Genomic DNA, 16,392 nt, shown 5'->3' with positions numbered 1-16,392 from the left:
CATGGCGCGCGAAACCGGCTCGACACGGCTCGAAGCGCGCGGCTGGCCGCGCTCGCGATCGGTGCGATCGTGATCCGGACGGGCGTCGGATGCATCCGGCGCGGTTGCGTGCAATGGCCGGCATTGCCGGCGTGGACGACGTGCCGCTCCGATCAACCGAGCGGCACCACGCTCCCGAGCAGAATCCGCACGAGCGTCGCCTGGCGCGTCACGCCCGTCTTCGAGAAGATCGCGCGCAGGTGCGTGCGTGCCGTGTTCTTGCTGATCCCCGACTCCTCCGCCGCCTCCTCGAGCGTCAGCCCGTTCGTCAGCAGCAGCGCGAGCGACGTCTCGGCCGGCGTCAGGTCGAACAGCTTGCGGATGATTTCCTGCGCGCCCTGCGGCTTGCGGTCGGGGTCGCGCAGGAACAGCGTGACGGCCGGCCGGCGCTTGTTGTCCTCCGACCAGTCGGACAGCAGCACGGTGCGCACCAGCAGCCCGAGACGCGGCTTGTCGAAACTGCGCGTGATCGGCATCGCCTCGACGGTCGCCGCCGCCGTGCCGTGATGTCCCATCACCGCGTGGCGGATCAGCCGCTTGAGCGTGCGGTTCTCCTGCGCATCGGTCGCCTCGATCGTGCCGCGCGCAATCGTCAGACCGTTGTTCTGCTTCAGGATCTCGTCGGCGACGCTGTTCATGTCGATGATCGTGCCGTTCTCGTCGAGCGTGATCGTGCCGATCTGCATCCGGTTGATGGCGTTCGCGTAGATCGACCGCTCGACCTCGGCCGTGTCGAGCCGCGAATGGAGCTCGACCGCGCGCTTCAGATGCGGCAGCAGCAGCGCGCAGATCGCCTTGTCGCGCGCGGAAAACTGCTTCGACGCATGGTTGCGGCATACGCGGAACCGGCACTCGACGCCCGACGGCGTGCGCAGGTCCGCGCCGAGGATGTAGCGCACGTCCTGCGGCTTCAGGAACTGCTTGTACAGCTCGCTCGACAGCCAGCCCGTGTCGCCGAACACGTCGTCGACCGTGACCACGCGATCGGCCGGCAGGCCGACGAACGGGTCGAGCGAATAGTAGTAGTTGTTGTACGACGCCTCGCCGTCACCCGGCACGACCGGGCCGTACTCCGACGCGTGCACGGACAGCGGCGCGCGGCGGTCGCTCGCGGCCGCGCGCAGGATCAGCGTCACGTAGTTGGCCTGCAGCAACCGGCGAACCAGCTCGAGCGCCCCCGCCCACGGCGGCGTTTCCAACGGTCCCTGGTAGATGCGCGCCATCAGCTCGCTGAAATCCGCGACGCCGATGTCGGCCTCCTCGCTTGTTGACTGGCTCTCTTGCGGAGCCCATCTCGTCTCCATCAGCACGCTCCATCCTCCATGCAACTTGTGGTCGGTGCGATTCATCCGCGCCGCCATGATTAAGACGCGTCTTAATTCCGGCGTCATCGGGACATTCACTGAATGGTGAGCTTTGGCCAATCGGACGCGCGAACCATCGTCCGATCGGATGATGTGGCGCCCTGCCCGCTGCGCTGGAATGCCCGTCAGGCCGTGCCGACAAGCGTCCGGCGCTGGCTCAGGGAAAACCGCGATGCGGGTTTACCTGATTCAGACCGCATCCGATTCAGACAGGAGTTCCAATGCCGCTCGACCCTCAGGCGCAGGCGCTGCTCGCCGCGCTCGCCCAAGCGCCCGCGATCGATTTCGATCAACTGACCGTGCCCGCGTACCGCGCAAGCCTCGCCGGCGGCAGCGCGTTCGCGCCCGGCGACGCGATTGCCGCCGAAGAGGACTGGCAGATCCCGGCGCCGGGTCGTCAGTTGTCCGCTCGGCTGTATCGGCCCGATGCCGACGGGCCGTTGCCGCTGACCGTGTTTTTCCACGGCGGCGGCTTCGTCGCGTGCGGTATCGACTCGCACGCGAACCTGTGCCGCAGTCTTGCCGGACGGGCGCGCACGCTCGTGCTGTCGGTCGATTACCGGCTCGCGCCCGAAGCGCGCTTCCCGGCGGCCGCGCAGGACGCATGCGATGCCGTGCGCTGGGCCGCCGCCAGTGCGCGCGATCTCGGTGCGCGCGCCGGTGCGATCGCCGTGGCCGGCGATAGCGCCGGCGGCAACCTGGCCGCGGTCGCCACATTGCAGTTGCGCGACTCGGGCATCGCGATCGCGCACCAGTTGCTGCTGTATCCGGTCGTCGATTGCGCGACCGAGCATCCGTCATACGAATCGCTCGGCGAAGGCTATTTCCTGACGGCGGACGCGATGCGCTGGTTCAAGCGCCAGTATTTCGACGACGGCGCCGACCGCGCATCGCCGCTCGCGAGCCCGCTCGTCGTGGCGGATCTGTCGGGCGCGGCGCCGGCCACGATCGTGAGCGCGGAATTCGATCCGTTGCGCGACGAGGCCGAAGCGTACGCATTGCGTCTCGCGCAGGCCGGCACGCCGGTCTCGCTCGTGCGCTGGCCGGGCCAACTGCACGGCTTCGCGAGCATGCTCGGCGCGGTCGACGCGGCCGATCGCGCGTTGACCTTCGGCGCCGATGCGCTGCGCCGCGCATTCGACGCGACGGAGGTGCAATGACGCTCGCCAGCACGTTGGAAATCGTCGACGAGCTGCGCGCGGGACGGATGGTCCTGCTCGTCGACGAAGAGGATCGCGAAAACGAAGGCGACCTCGTGATCGCGGCCGATCACGTGACGCCCGACGCGATCAACTTCATGGCGCGCTTCGGGCGCGGGCTGATCTGCCTGACGCTGACCGCCGAGCGCTGCGAGCAACTGCGCCTGCCGCCGATGGCCGATCGCAACGGCACGCCGTTCGGCACCGCGTTCACCGTCAGCATCGAGGCGGCCGAAGGCGTGACGACCGGGATTTCCGCGGCCGATCGCGCGCGGACGATCCGCGCGGCGGTCCGCGCAGGCGCGCGCCCCGACGATCTCGTGCAGCCCGGCCACGTGTTTCCGATCGCCGCGCGCCCAGGCGGCGTGCTGGTGCGCGCGGGGCACACCGAGGCCGGCTGCGATCTCGCGGCGCTTGCCGGGCTCACGCCCGCGTCGGTGATCTGCGAGGTGATGAACGACGACGGCACGATGGCGCGGCTGCCCGAGCTGAAGACGTTCGCCGCGCATCACGGGCTGAAGATCGGCACGATCGCGGACCTGATCCATTACCGCCGCGAGCACGAGTCGCTCGTCGAACGTGTCGGCGAACGGCCGCTGCATACGCCGTGGGGCCGATTCCGCGCGATCGAGTATCGCGACACCGTGCATGGCGCGCCGCATCTCGCGCTGGTGCGAGGCGAGCCCGATCCGTCGACGCCCGTGCTGACGCGCGTGCACGAATGCCACTCGTTGCTCGACCTGCTCGACGCGGAGCCGTCCGCGCATTCGTGGCCGCTGCACGCGGCGCTGCAGCGGATCGATGCGGCTGGCTGCGGCGTCGCGGTGCTGCTCGACTGCGACATGCGCGGCGACGCGATGCGAACGCCCGCCGGCCACGCACGCCGCGACGGCCGCGTGACGGGGATCGGATCGCAGATCCTGCGCGACCTCGGCGTACGGCGGTTGAACGTGCTGTCGAGCCCGTTCCGGCTGCCGGCGCTGTCGGGGCACGACCTGGAAATCATGGCGTTCATCCCGCTCGGCGACGACGATCCGGAAAGCGCGCGCGCCGCCCAGGCCAGCCCGCTGCGAGCGGCGTGATACCGGGCGGACGAGCGCGCTGCCCTTTCATCGACCCCGGGTTTCCGCCTGACAGGCTATCGTTTGTTTTTATTAATTACAGTCTCAAGTTTGTATTTTGACGATACATACCATAGACTGTATTTTTCGATTACAAGCGATCGCCTGTCATTTCGCGGAGAGCCCATGGCATTCCCAGTCCAGACCTTGAGCCAGTTGCGCCCGATCCTCGTCGGCTTCCGGAAGTCGGCGGGGCTCACGCAGGCGCAGCTCGCCGCCCGCCTCGACGTGACGCAACAGTCGTACGCGCAGCTCGAATCCAATCCGTCCGCGGTCAGCATCGAACGGCTTTTCAAGGTGCTGAACGTGCTCGGCGTTCGCCTGACGCTCGTGCCGGGCACCCCGGACGACACAGCGGCGCCCGACGACACCAAGCCTGCGCTCAAGCGCGCACCGGCCGCGCGCGGCCGGTCATCCGGCTCGTCTGGTTCGTCGGATGTGCCGGCCCGCCCGCCGGCCGCCGCGAAGGCTCCATCCGCCGCCGCGCGGAAACGGCCTGCCGCGGCGACACCGGGCAAGTCCCGGAACCCCACGCGGGAGGACTGGTGACGATCGCCCGCCGCCCCCGCCACGACCGCCTCGACCTCTGGATGAACGGCATCCCGGTCGGATACTGGGAAGTCCGGCGCGGCGTCGAGCGCCTCGTCTATCTGCCGGCGTGGGTCGACGATCCGCAAGGCCGTCCGCTGTCGCTGTCGTTGCCGTTCACGCCGGGCAACCAGCCGCATCAGGGCGCGATCGTCGCCGATTACTTCGACAACCTGCTGCCGGACAGCCAGCCGATCCGCCGCCGCATCGCGCAGCGCTACCGGCTCGGGTCGACGGCGCCGTTCGAACTGCTCGCGTCGATCGGCCGCGATTGCGTCGGGGCGCTGCAGTTGCTGCCACCCGACGAAACCCCGGTCGACCTCGAATCGATCGACGGCACCGCGCTCGACGACGCGGCCGTGGCCGACGTGCTGCGCCACGCGACCGCCGCGCCGCTGCCCGGCCACGCGGAGCCGGACGGCGAGCTGCGCCTCTCGATCGCCGGCGCGCAGGAAAAGACCGCGCTCTTGCGCGACGGCAAGCGCTGGCTGCTGCCGGCGGGCAGCACGCCGACCACGCATATCTTCAAGCTGCCGCTGGGGCGTGTCGGAAACATGCAGGCCGACATGCGCACGTCGGTCGAAAACGAATGGCTGTGCTCGAAGATCGTCGCCGCGTACGGCCTGCCCGTCGCCGCGTGCGACATCGGCCGGTTCGACGACCAGAAGGCGCTGATCGTCGAGCGCTTCGACCGCCGTCCGTCCCGCGACGGCACGTGGATTCTGCGGCTGCCGCAGGAGGACATGTGCCAGGCGACCGGCACGCCGTCGGGCGCCAAATACGAATCCGACGGCGGCCCGGGCATCGCGACGATCATGGGCATCCTTGCGAATTCCGCCGATGCCGCGCAGGACCGGAGGAATTTCTTCGTCACGCAGCTCGTGTTCTGGGTGCTCGCGGCCATCGACGGCCACGCGAAGAATTTCAGCATCGCGCACCTGCCGGGCAATACGTATCGCAGCACGCCGCTGTACGACGTGCTGTCCGCGCATCCGATCATCGGCACGCGACGCAACCAGCTGCCGCCGCGACGCGCACGGCTCGCGATGGCCGTGTGCGGGAAGAATCGCCATTACGTGATCGGCGACATCCAGCCGCGTCACTGGATCGCGCAAGGCGCGCGCGTCGGTCTGACCGAACACGACGTGCGCGCGGCCATGGCCGACGTGGCCGCGCGCACCGAACCGGCGATCGCCGCCGTCGCGTCGCGGATTCCGGCGGATTTCCCGGCGGACGTGGCCGATGCGATCTTCGACGGGATGCGTCGTCAGGCGCGCAAGCTGGGCACGGCCGAGTAGGCGGTGCGGGCACGGCCGCGGCGGCGGGTCGTCCACGTGGACGATGCAGCCCCGCACCGACTCAGCACAATGGTCGCCGTGCCCATTCCCGACGCCCGCCCGACATGGAACCCGTCACGCTCGATACCGCATTCAGCCCGCTGCAGATCGGCCCGCTGACGCTGCGCAACCGCCTGATCAAATCCGCGACCAACGAAGGGATGACGCCGAACGGCGTGCCGTCGCGCGCGCTCGTCGGGTTTCACGAGCGCATCGCCGCAGGCGGCGCCGCGCTGACGACCGTCGCGTACTGTGCGGTCAGCGACGACGGCCGCACGTTCGTCGACCAGGCGCGGCTCGATGCGCCGACGGTCCGGCAATTCCGCGCGCTGACCGACGCGGTGCATCGTCACGGCGCGGCGGCGTCCGCGCAGATCACGCATGGCGGCTGTTTCACGTTCCTGCCGTCGCTGTCGACGAAACGGCCGTTGAGCGCATCGGGCGGCTTCAACAAGGTCGGCGTGATGAGCGGCCGTTTCCTGAAGCAGGCGATGACGCGCGACCAGATGACCGCGATCGCCGACGAATTCGCCCGGGCGGCGCGACATGCGCGCGACGCGGGCTTCGACGCGGTCGAGATCCACATGGGGCATGGTTATCTGCTGAGCCAGTTCCTGTCGCCGCTGTACAACCGTCGTCGCGACGCGTACGGCGGCGATGCGGCGCGCCGCGCGGCGTTTCCCGTTGAGGTGCTGGGCAGCGTGCTCGACGCGGTCGGCCGCGATCTCGCCGTGGTCTGCAAGATCGGCGTGACCGAAGGCGTGCGCGGCGGCGGAACCGCCGACGACGCGTGCGAGATCGCGCGGCGGCTCGAGGCCGAGGGCGCGCATCTGCTCGTGCTGAGCGGCGGGATGAACGTCGAGTCGGTGTGGCAACTGTTCGGCAGTCCGCTGCCCGGCGATGCGCGCGCGAACGCCGACAACGCGATCGTGCGCGCCGCGATGGCGCTGCAGAAGCTCACCGAGCCGAAGATGGGCGCGTTTCGGGAGATGTATTTCCTCGAGCATTCGAAGCAGGTGCGCGCGGCCGTCCGGATGCCGCTCGCATATCTCGGCGGGGTGCGTTCCCGCGAGAACGTCGCGCTGGCGATGCGCGAAGGATTCGACGCGGTGGCGCTTGCCCGCGCGCTCGTGTTCGAGCCGGATTTCGTGAACGGCCTGCACGACGGCCGGCTCGCGCAGTCGGGCTGCACGTCATGCAACCGCTGCGTCGTGTCGATGTACACGCCCGGCGGCACCGCGTGCGTGCTCAAGGCGCCGAACGACCCGGCGCCGAACCGCGTGCCGGCCGTGGGCGCTTGAGGTTACGCGGCGGCTGATTCCGCGGTCACGATCGTGCGCCTGCCGCTCAGCCGGCGTCGCGGGCGCGGGCCAGCGCCGCGAGGTTCCCTTCCCCGAATCCGTGGTGCCCCTGCCGCTGCACGATCTCGAAGAAGATCTCGCCGGGCCGGCGCTTCACGAAGGTCTGGAAGAACAGGCGCGGCACGCCGTCGCTGCCGATCTCGCCGTCGACCAGCACCGCACGGCGGCGCAGCGCGTCGAGATCGACGCCGTGCCCCGGCAGCCGCGCATCGACTTCGTCGTAATAGCGCGCAGGCGGTTCGATGAATTCGACACCGTTCGCACGCAGCGCATCGACGCTCGCCAGGATGTCGTCGGTCGCGAGCGCAACGTGCTGGACGCCTTCGCCCGGGTGGTCGGGCAGATACGCGTGCATCAGCTCGGTGCGCCGTGTGCCTTCCTCGTAGACCGGAATCCGCACCGCGCCGCACGGCGACACCATCACGCGCGATTCTTCCGACACATGCCAGTGCGCGTCGATTTCATGAATTTCGCGGAAGTGCAGCAGGTCGTGATAGAAGTCCAGCCACTCGCGCATGCGCCCCGCGCCGACCGTCTGCGTGAAGTGGTCGACCTGCTGCAGGCCCGTGCCGACGCACTCGACATCGGTATGGGCGGTCGCGATGTCGATCGGCCGGAAATCGATGTCGAAGATCGAGATGTCGCCGACGCCGCCGCGCTGGCCGTCCCGCCCGCGCCAGCGGTCGACGAAATAAAGGTGCGAATCGCCGATCCCCTGGATCGCGGGAATCTTCAGCTCGCCGACCCCGATCCGCTCGCCCTCGAACGCCCACGCGCCGAGCTCGATCGCACGCTCGAACGCGCGGCGCGCGCTCGCCACGCGCAGCCCGATCGCGCAGACGCCCATCCCGTATTCCTCCGCATAGCGCGCGGCGAACGAATCGGGCTCTGCATTGATCAGGAACTGCATCTGTCCCTGCCGGTACAGCGTGACGTTCTTGCTCACATGGCGCGCGATCGCCTTGAACCCGAGCTGCTCGAAACGTTGCGCGAGCGCGTCCGGCACCGGCGCCGCGAACTCGACGAATTCGAGTCCGGCCATCCCGAGCGGATTGGCGGCCGGATCGGCAACGGGCGGCGTATCGCTGGACAGGGGGTGGGAATTGCCGGGCATTCCAGTCTCCGGAGGCATGCGGTCGATGGGGACGGCGCCCGGCTCGCGCGGCACGCCCGGCCGATGTGACGGCCGGACATCCACCCGATTCGGGCGAGGTTTTGATGGTCCCGATTTTAACCAGATCGTTCACGGCGGCACACCCTGGCTGAACGGGATATGGGTGTCGCGCCTAGTGCAAACCCGGAAAGCGTTCGATAATCGCACGCAATTGAACGATAATCGCGCATTTTGGCCGATCGGCCAATTGCCGCCGTGCGGCGTGCGCCCTATTCTCCGTTCACTCATCGACTTCAATGCAGCATCGGACGCGGCGCCGCCACGATTCCACGATGCGCCGTGCCAGGAGACATCGCCATGACCCCAACCTTCGACACCCTTGACGCCGCTGCCGGCGCCCGCGCGCGCAGCCAGGCGCGCAAGGCCGCGATCGGCAGCTTTGTCGGCGCCGTCGTCGACTGGTACGACTTCCTGCTGTACGGGATCGTCGCCGCACTCGTCTTCAATTCCGAATTCTTTCCGAAAGTCAGCCCGACCATGGGCACGCTCGCGGCGTTCGCGACCTTCGGCGTCGGCTTCCTGTTCCGCCCGCTCGGCGGCGTCGTGTTCGGCCATTACGGCGACCGGCTCGGCCGCAAGCGGATGCTCGTGCTGACCGTCATGCTGATGGGGCTGTCGACCGTCGCGATCGGCCTGCTGCCGAGCTTCGCGACGATCGGCTGGTGGGCGCCCGTGTTGCTGGTGCTGATGCGTGCGATCCAGGGCTTCGCCGTCGGCGGCGAATGGGGCGGCGCGGCGCTGATGGCCGTCGAGAGCGCGCCGAAGCAGAAGAAGGCGTTCTACAGCAGCGGCGTGCAGGTCGGCTACGGCGTCGGCCTCGTGCTGGCGACGGGGATCGTGTCGATCCTGAGCCATACGCTCGGCGAGGCCGCGTTCAAGTCGTGGGGCTGGCGCCTGCCGTTCGTGTTCAGCATCGTGCTGGTGCTGATCGGGCTGTGGGTCCGCAAGAGCATGGACGAGTCGCAGGAGTTCGTCGAGAAGGTCGAACACGGCAACCGCAAGCTCCGCCTGCCGGTGCTGGAAGCGCTGACGCGCCATCCGAAGGCGTTCCTGCTGATCGTCGCGCTGCGGCTCGCCGAGCTGTTCACGATGTATATCGTCACCGCGTTCGCGCTCAGCTATTCGACGTCGAACCTCGGCATGTCACGCGACCTGTTCCTGAACATTGGCCTGCTGGTCGGCGCGGTGAGCTGCGTGACGATCCCGTGCTTCGCGTGGCTCGCCGACCGCTTCGGCCTGCGCCGCATCTACCTGATCGGCGCGCTGATCGGTCTCGCGTCGGCGGTGCCGTTCTTCGTCGCGCTGGAATCGCGCTCGATCGCGTGGATCGTGGTCTTCTCGATCCTGCTGGCGAACGCCGCGCACGACATGGTCGTGAGCGTCCAGCAGCCGCTCTTCACCGAGCTGTTCGGCGCGGAATACCGCTACAGCGGCGCGGGCGTCGGCTATCAGTTCGCGAGCGTCGTCGGCGGCGGGTTCACGCCGTTCATCGCGGTGGCGCTGGTCAGCATGGCCGGCGGTTCGTGGCACCTCGTCGCCGGCTATCTCGCGGTGGGCTGCCTGATCTCGCTGGTGGTCGCCGCGCGGATGCGGGCGGCGCAGTGAGGCCATGACCGGATGGCCGGCCGCGATACGCGCCGGCCGTTTCCGCACCGGCTGCCATCCCCGGCCGAGCAAGGGGATCGCGCCTCGCCCAACGTCAAACACGGTCAATCCCGCGGGCAGAAGCCCCTTTTCCCCTCTGAACATTCCACGCCACCCGCCGACCAATGGCATCATATGGGCCTACGTCAGTCACAGATACGCCCCCATATCATGTCGAATCTCATCGTCCACGGCGGCACTCCGCTGCGCGGGGACATCAAGCCTTCCGCGAACAAGAACGCCGTCCTGCCGATTCTGTGCGCCACCCTGTTGACCGATCAGCCGCTGCGCCTCGTCGGCGTGCCTGACATCACCGACGTGCGCAAGATCCTCGACATCTTCCGCACGCTCGGCAGCGACGTGTCGGTCGACTTCGCGACAGGCATTCTCGATCTCCACCATCGCAACACGACGTTCGACCCGGCCGTGCACCGCCTGCCCGAGGCGATGCGCTCGTCGATCATGCTGATTCCGCCGCTGCTCGCGCGCTTCGGCGTCGCGCGCCTCGAGAACGACGTGAAGGGCTGCACGCTCGGCGTGCGCGAAATCGATCCGCACGTCGAAGTGTTCGAGCGCTTCGGCGCGCACATCCAGCGCACGCCCGATTCGCTGATCGTCCGTGCCGACGGCCCGCTGACCGCCAACGATCACTGGCTCGACTACGCATCGGTGACCACCACCGAAAACTTCGCGCTGTGCGCGACGGCGGCAGGCGGCACGTCCACGCTGATGAATGCGGCGTCCGAGCCGCACGTGCAGGAGTTCTGCCAGTTCCTCGCGATGATCGGCGTCGCGATCGAAGGCATCGGCACGTCGCGCCTGTGCGTGACGGGCGGCGGCAAGCTCGGCGGCGGCGAATTCCGCTTCGCGGAGGATTTCCACGAAATCGCGACGTTCCTCGCGCTCGGCGCGATCACGGGCGGCGACATCACCGTGCGCAACTCGTCGCCGGAGCATTTCCCGCTGATCGACCGCACATTCGCGAAGTTCGGCGTGACCGTCACGCACCGCGACGGCTGGTCGCGCGCGGAACGCGACGGCCCGCTGCGCGTGCGGCGGCCGTTCACGCAGAACATCCTGACCAAGGTCGAAGCCGCGCCGTGGCCGTACCTGCCGGTCGACCTGCTGCCGATCTTCATCGCGCTCGGCGTGCGCGCGGAAGGCAGCGCGATGTTCTGGAACAAGGTCTACGACGGCGCGCTCGGCTGGTCCGGCGAACTGTCGAAGTTCGGCGCGCACGTGCTGCTGTCCGACCCGCACCGGCTGATCACGTTCGGCGGGCTGCAACTGACGCCGGCGCGCGTCGAGAGCCCGTACATCATCCGCGTCGCGATCGCGCTGCTGATGGTGGCCGCGAGCATCGAAGGACGCTCCGAAATCATGAACGCGCTGCCGATCCGCCGCGCGCACCCGCATTTCGTCGAAAACCTGCGTTCGGTCGGGGCGAACGTCGAGTGGACGAGCAGCGAGTAACGTCGATCCGGATGCGGCGTGGACGATGTCCGCGCCGCGTATCCTGCCTCCCCCGCATTCACCGGACGCCCCGACAATCCAACAAGGACAGCGGCCGCCGGTTCCAACCGGCCGTACCGTCGCCGCCCGGCACATTCCCCTCTTCGTCGCCCATCGCACGTCCGTCCATTGCTTTCGCACGCTGTTGGACTGCGCGATAATCGCGCATTCCCGCGCGAACACCGCGCGCCCACCCCTGCGCCACCGACGATGAAAAAGCCCGACCTCGACCGACGCGACTGGATTGCCGGCCTCGAAAAGGGCCTGATGATCCTCGAAGCATTCGACAGCCAGCACGCGCGGATGACGCCCACCCAGGCGGCCGCCCGCACCGGTCTCACGCGCACGGCCGCGCGACGCTACCTGCTGACGCTCGAATCGCTCGGCTACGTGTACACCGACGGCAAGCTGTACGGCCTCACGCCGCGCGTGCTGCGGGTCGGCTGGTCGTACTTCGACTCGGCGCGCCTGCCGCGCACGGTCCAGCCCTATCTGCAGCAGCTGAGCGCGTCGCTGAACGAATCGGCGTACGTGAGCGTGCTCGATGGCTGGGAACTCGTGTTCATCGCCCGCAACGGCGTGTCGCGCGTGATGACGACCGGCTTCGTGCTCGGCGCGCGCGTGCCCGCCCCGCTGACGTCGCCGGGCGTCGTGCTGCTCGCGCATCATCCGGATCGCGAGGCCGTCCGCGCGTGGCTCGACGCCACCGAACTCGCGCCGTTCACGCCGCACACCATCACCAACAAGGCACGCCTGCTCGAACAGGTCGACCACGCGCGCGACGCGGGCTTCGCGGTGATCGAGCAGCAACTGCAGGTCGGCGTGCGCGGCATCGCGGTGCCGCTGAAGAACCGTCACGGCGAAGTCGTCGCCGCGCTGAGCACGAACATGCCGATCGGTGCGGAGTCGACCGACGCGGCCGTGCGGCGCGTGCTGCCGCATCTGCAGGAAGCCGCGCTCGCGATGCTGAACGTGCTTTAGGAATTCGCGCAAGCGGGCGCACGACACCCGTCCGGCAGGTCACCCGATCCGCCACCACCTCGGCAACAGATCGCGCACCTCGCGCCGCCGGTAACGATCGTCGATCAGATGCACGACGCCCTCGTCGTGTTCGGTGCGGATGACGCGCCCGGCCGCCTGCACGACCTTCTGCAAGCCCGGGTACAGATACATGTAGTCGTATCCGTTGCCGAAACGCGCCTCCATCGCGCGCCGCATCTGTTCGTTGACGTCGTTGACCTGCGGCAACCCGAGCGTCGCGATGAACGCGCCGATCAGCCGCTCGCCGACGAGATCCACGCCCTCCGAGAACGCCCCGCCCAGCACCGCGAAGCCGACCCCGCGCCCGCCCGCGTCGAAGCGCGCGAGAAACGCGTCGCGCTCGCTTTCGGCCATGCCGGGCGCCTGGGCCCATACGGGCACGTCCGGGTGGCGCGTCTGCATCAGCGCGACGACGCGCCCGAGATAGTCGAAGCTGCTGAGAAAACCGAGGTAGTTGCCGGGCCGCGTCGCATATTGCGCGGCGATCAGGTCCACGATCGGTTCGAGCGAACGGTCGCGGTCGCGCCAGCGCGTCGACACGTGGCTCGCGACGCGCACGGTCAGTTGCTCGGCACGGAACGGTCCGTCGACGTCGAGCCAGCCCGTGTCGGCCGGCAACCCCAGCGTGTCGCGATAGAAATGAAACGGACTCAGCGTGCCGGAAAACAGCACGGTCGCGCGTGCGGCTTCGTAGCGCGACGCGAGAAAGCCGGCCGGAATCACGTTGCGCACGCACAGCGTCGACTGGATACGGCGCCGCCGCGCGGCCGGCGCGACGCCGTCGAGCCCGGACTGGCGCGGCAGCGGCTCGCCGTGCAGCGTCGCGTCGAAGATCGACGCGCTGTCGAATGCGTCGGCGAGCACACCGAACTGGATCGCCTCGAAATGAAAACGCAACAGCGCATCGCCGTTCGCACGCGGCGCATCGGTCAGGTGTTCGCCGATCGCCGCGACGAGATTCTGCACGGCCGTCACGATCGGCCCCGGAATCTCCGGATACGCCGCGTAGCGCTCGGCCTGTGCGCGATTGAGCGCGCCCCACGCGCGCGCGAGCCGGTCGAACGCCTTGCGCAGTGCCGTGGGTGCGGCTTCGCGCGCGGCCGCGAACGCGAACGGGTCGAGCGATGCGCTGTACATCTTGCGGGCGCGATCGAGCAGGTTGTGCGCCTCGTCGACGAGCACGCCGACGCGCCACTGGTTCTGCTGCGCGAGCGTATGCAGCATCGCGCTGCCGTCGTAGTAGTAGTTGTAGTCGCCGATCATCATGTCCGACCAGCGCGCAAGCTCCTGTGCGAGGTAGTACGGACAGACGTCATGCGCGAGGGCCGCCTCGCGCACGGTGTCGCGATCGAGCAGCCCGGCGCCGATCGCCGCGTCGCGCGCCGCCGGCAACCGATCGTAGAAGCCTTGCGCGAGCGGGCACGATTCGCCGTGACACGCGCGATCCGGATGCTCGCACGCCTTGTCGCGCGCGACCAGCTCCAGCACGCGCAGCGGCAGCGCCGGCGTGCCGGCGCCGAGCGTGGTCGCCGCTTCGAGCGCGAGCGCCCGGCCGGGCGTCTTCGCGGTCAGGAAGAACACGTGATCGACCTCGCCCTCGCCGCATGCCTTCAGCAGCGGGAACACCGTGCCGAGCGTCTTGCCGATGCCGGTCGGCGCCTGCGCCATCAGGCAGCGTTCGTCGCGCGCCGCCCGATAGACGGACACGGCCAGCTCGCGCTGACCGCTGCGGAATTGCCCGTGCGGAAACGTCAGCGCACGCAGCGCCGTATCGCGCGCCGCGCGATGCGCGGTCTCGCGCTCGGCCCAGCCGACGAAGCACGCGCACTGCTCGGCGAAGAACGCGGCGAGCGCGCTTGCGCCGAGCGTCTCCGTCAGCACGGTCTCGCGCTCCGACACGATGTCGAAATACACGAGCGCGACGTCGATTTCCGCGAGGCCGCGCGCGTCGCACATCAGGTGCGCATAGACCTTCGCCTGCGCCCAGTGCAGCGCGCGATGATTGGCCGGCATCGCGTCGAGGCTGCCGCGATAGGTCTTGATCTCCTCGAGCCGGTTCGCGACGGGATCGTAGCCGTCCGCGCGCCCGCGCACGGTGAGCGTGCCCCACGTGCCGGTCAGCGCGATCTCGGTTTCGTAGCGTGCGCCGCGCTTCGACGTGACGGCGCCGTGACCCGCGATGCCTTCGAGCGCGGTCGGCGCGGGCGTGAAGCGCAAGTCGAGATCGCCGCGCCGCGCGGTGAACTCGCACATCGCCCGCACCGCGACGACATAGCTCATGCGGACAACCCCGCCGCCTCGTCCTGCCGGACGCCCGCGCCCGCCCATTCGACATCGACGACGCGCACCGGCATGCCGTGCGCGATGCAGTACGCGAGCCAGCGCGTCTGGTTGTCCTGCAGCCGGTCGCCGGGCCCCTTCACCTCGATCAGTTCATAGCGCCGCTCGCCGGGCCAGAAACGGACGAGGTCGGGCAGCCCCGAGCGATTGCCGCGAATATCCGCGAGCAGGCGCGTGAACCACAGCCGCAGGTGCTCGGCCGGCAGGCATGCCAGCGCCTCGTCGAGCAGTTCGTCGGTCAGCACGCCCCAGAACACGAACGGCGATTGCAGCCCCGTCTTCGTCGCGTAGTGCCGGCGGATCGTGTCGCGGTACGCACCCGAATCGAGTTGCGCGAAACACGCGGCGAATGCGGCGGTGCGGCGTACCGCGAAATCGGGTGCGTGCAGGTCGGCCGGGCCGCGCTGAAACGGGTGAAAGAACGCGCCGGGCACGGCCGCGAACACAGGCTCCCAGCACAGCAACCCGAACAACGAATTGATCAGCGTGTTCTCGACGTAGTGAACCGGCGCGTCGGGCCGTGCAAGGTGGTCGCGCACCGCGTATTCGACGCTGACGAATGCGTCGGGGCGCGCGAGCACGAGCGTCTCGCGCGGCACGTCCGGCGCGCTGCCCGCGCGTTCGACCCGCTGCCCGAGACGGCGCTGCAGGCGCGGCAGCATCCGCTCGACGCGCTGACGCTCCTCGTCGCTTTCGAAGGCGTTGCGCGCGTCGAGCGCCAGCGCGAGCGCATCGCCGTCGCGTCCGCAGCGTTCGAGCACGCGAATGCGCCGGTGCCGGCTGCCCGGCCACGCGCTGCGCGCATACGCGTCGAGCGCGGCGGTCCAGTCGGCGCGGCGCTCGCAGGTCTGCCCGAGCGCGAACAGCAGCTTCGCGCGGCGCGTCGCGAGCCACGGCTGCACGCAGCCGACCGCGTCGATCGCCTGCAGCAGCGCGTCGAACGGCAGGTCGTCGGGCCACGCATCGAGTGCTTCGCGGCAGGTCTGCAGCGCAAGATACGTCTCGATGTCGTCGCGCTGCTGGAACGCGCGCGACGACGGCGCGAACGGCACGCTTTCGTACTGGAACACGCCGAGATCGGCGAGCACGAATTCGCTCCAGTCCTGATGAAGATTGCCGAAGAACATCAACCGCAGCCGGTCGCACAGCGCGCCGACCGTCACGCGCAGCACGCGATCGTCGGCCTGCGCGCACCAAGCGTCGAGCGGCTGCGCCACGTCATGCGCGGGCCGCAGCCGCTCGAGCCAATCGGGCTTGCGCTCGCCCGCGTGCGCGGCGAGCGACGGGAACACCTTCAGGAGGTCGGCCTTGGTCGACAGCGCGAACAGTTCGTCGAGCGTAAGCGCGGGCGCCGGATCGACCCAGCCGAGCTCGACGAGCGGCGCGGCCGCGTCGAGCGTGCTGCCGATCTCGTCGTACACGAGCTTGCTCGCGCGGAAGTCGGACCCGCTGCGCATCAGCATCCGCACGAGCAACGCGCGCGACGCTTTCGGCAACTGCGCGAAATCCCGAAGGAACGCGTGCTCGCGCGCATCGAGCAGGTCGTCGTAACGCTCGCCGAGCCAGGCCAGCGCGCGTTCGAAATTGGTCAGGTAGTAAAACGCCGGGGGCGTCGGCGATGCAGGCGTCACGGGGATCGATCACTGTACGTTTGTACAGGTCGGAATCATAT

Annotated in this window: 12 protein-coding genes and 1 pseudogene; 9 read left to right on the top strand and 4 right to left on the bottom strand. The window is 68.9% G+C overall.

The window, feature by feature from the left end; translation table 11 throughout:
- Positions 1 to 42: 42 nt before the first annotated feature.
- Positions 43 to 135: pseudogene (locus WS49_RS36340) on the top strand (cation transporter); the annotation flags it as partial.
- 17 nt (positions 136 to 152) lie between these two features.
- On the opposite strand, the gene WS49_RS06240 reads toward WS49_RS36340, so the two are convergent.
- Positions 153 to 1,343, bottom strand: a complete 1,191-nt coding sequence (locus WS49_RS06240) for a helix-turn-helix transcriptional regulator (protein ID WP_059525725.1) — start codon at positions 1,341 to 1,343, stop codon at positions 153 to 155.
- 281 nt (positions 1,344 to 1,624) lie between these two features.
- Here WS49_RS06240 and WS49_RS06235 point away from each other — a divergent pair, with 281 nt between their 5' ends.
- The 5 genes from WS49_RS06235 to WS49_RS06215 all read left to right on the top strand — a co-directional run bounded on the left by WS49_RS06235 (position 1,625) and on the right by WS49_RS06215 (position 6,949).
- Entirely contained in the window at positions 1,625 to 2,563 is a 939-nt protein-coding gene (locus tag WS49_RS06235) for an alpha/beta hydrolase (RefSeq protein ID WP_059525441.1), read from the top strand.
- Positions 2,560 to 3,684 (top strand): bifunctional 3,4-dihydroxy-2-butanone-4-phosphate synthase/GTP cyclohydrolase II, encoded by a 1,125-nt coding sequence (ribBA, locus tag WS49_RS06230; RefSeq protein ID WP_059525439.1) that lies wholly within the window; start codon positions 2,560 to 2,562, stop codon positions 3,682 to 3,684. Before WS49_RS06235 ends, ribBA begins: the two co-directional genes overlap by 4 nt.
- Before the next feature lie 165 nt (positions 3,685 to 3,849).
- Positions 3,850 to 4,272 (top strand): helix-turn-helix domain-containing protein, encoded by a 423-nt coding sequence (locus tag WS49_RS06225; RefSeq protein ID WP_059525438.1) that lies wholly within the window; start codon positions 3,850 to 3,852, stop codon positions 4,270 to 4,272.
- A 2-nt stretch (positions 4,273 to 4,274) separates the two neighbouring features.
- On the top strand, positions 4,275 to 5,609 hold the full coding sequence (locus WS49_RS06220; RefSeq protein WP_059525723.1) for a type II toxin-antitoxin system HipA family toxin: 1,335 nt from the start codon (positions 4,275 to 4,277) through the stop codon (positions 5,607 to 5,609).
- Between the two features lie 104 nt (positions 5,610 to 5,713).
- Positions 5,714 to 6,949, top strand: coding sequence for an NADH:flavin oxidoreductase (locus WS49_RS06215; protein ID WP_059525436.1), 1,236 nt, complete (start codon positions 5,714 to 5,716; stop codon positions 6,947 to 6,949).
- Between the two features lie 46 nt (positions 6,950 to 6,995).
- Here the strand turns inward: WS49_RS06215 and WS49_RS06210 are convergent, their stop codons facing one another.
- Positions 6,996 to 8,123, bottom strand: coding sequence for a 4-hydroxyphenylpyruvate dioxygenase family protein (locus tag WS49_RS06210; RefSeq protein WP_059525434.1), 1,128 nt, complete (start codon positions 8,121 to 8,123; stop codon positions 6,996 to 6,998).
- Positions 8,124 to 8,480: 357 nt separating this feature from the next.
- Between WS49_RS06210 and shiA the strand changes: the two genes are divergently transcribed.
- From shiA to WS49_RS06195, 3 genes are all read left to right on the top strand, one after another.
- Positions 8,481 to 9,788 (top strand): shikimate transporter, encoded by a 1,308-nt coding sequence (gene shiA / locus WS49_RS06205; RefSeq protein WP_059525432.1) that lies wholly within the window; start codon positions 8,481 to 8,483, stop codon positions 9,786 to 9,788.
- Positions 9,789 to 9,998: 210 nt separating this feature from the next.
- The gene (locus tag WS49_RS06200) at positions 9,999 to 11,300 is read left to right on the top strand and encodes a UDP-N-acetylglucosamine 1-carboxyvinyltransferase (protein ID WP_059525430.1); all 1,302 of its coding nucleotides are present in this window, start codon (positions 9,999 to 10,001) and stop codon (positions 11,298 to 11,300) included.
- A 249-nt stretch (positions 11,301 to 11,549) separates the two neighbouring features.
- Complete coding sequence (locus WS49_RS06195) at positions 11,550 to 12,320, top strand: IclR family transcriptional regulator domain-containing protein (RefSeq protein WP_059525428.1); 771 nt, start codon at positions 11,550 to 11,552, stop codon at positions 12,318 to 12,320.
- Between the two features lie 39 nt (positions 12,321 to 12,359).
- Here the strand turns inward: WS49_RS06195 and WS49_RS06190 are convergent, their stop codons facing one another.
- Positions 12,360 to 14,660, bottom strand: coding sequence for an ATP-dependent DNA helicase (locus tag WS49_RS06190; RefSeq protein ID WP_059525425.1), 2,301 nt, complete (start codon positions 14,658 to 14,660; stop codon positions 12,360 to 12,362).
- Positions 14,657 to 16,351: a VRR-NUC domain-containing protein gene (locus WS49_RS06185; RefSeq protein ID WP_059525423.1), complete on the bottom strand. Its 1,695-nt coding sequence runs from the start codon at positions 16,349 to 16,351 to the stop codon at positions 14,657 to 14,659. Before WS49_RS06185 ends, WS49_RS06190 begins: the two co-directional genes overlap by 4 nt.
- Between the last annotated feature and the right edge of the window lie 41 nt (positions 16,352 to 16,392).

The organism is Burkholderia sp. RF7-non_BP4, from assembly GCF_001521935.1.
Classification (GTDB): Bacteria; Pseudomonadota; Gammaproteobacteria; order Burkholderiales; family Burkholderiaceae; genus Burkholderia; species Burkholderia diffusa.
Note: the sequence above shows the minus strand (reverse complement) of the source record. Positions and strands in the feature narration are given on the sequence as shown.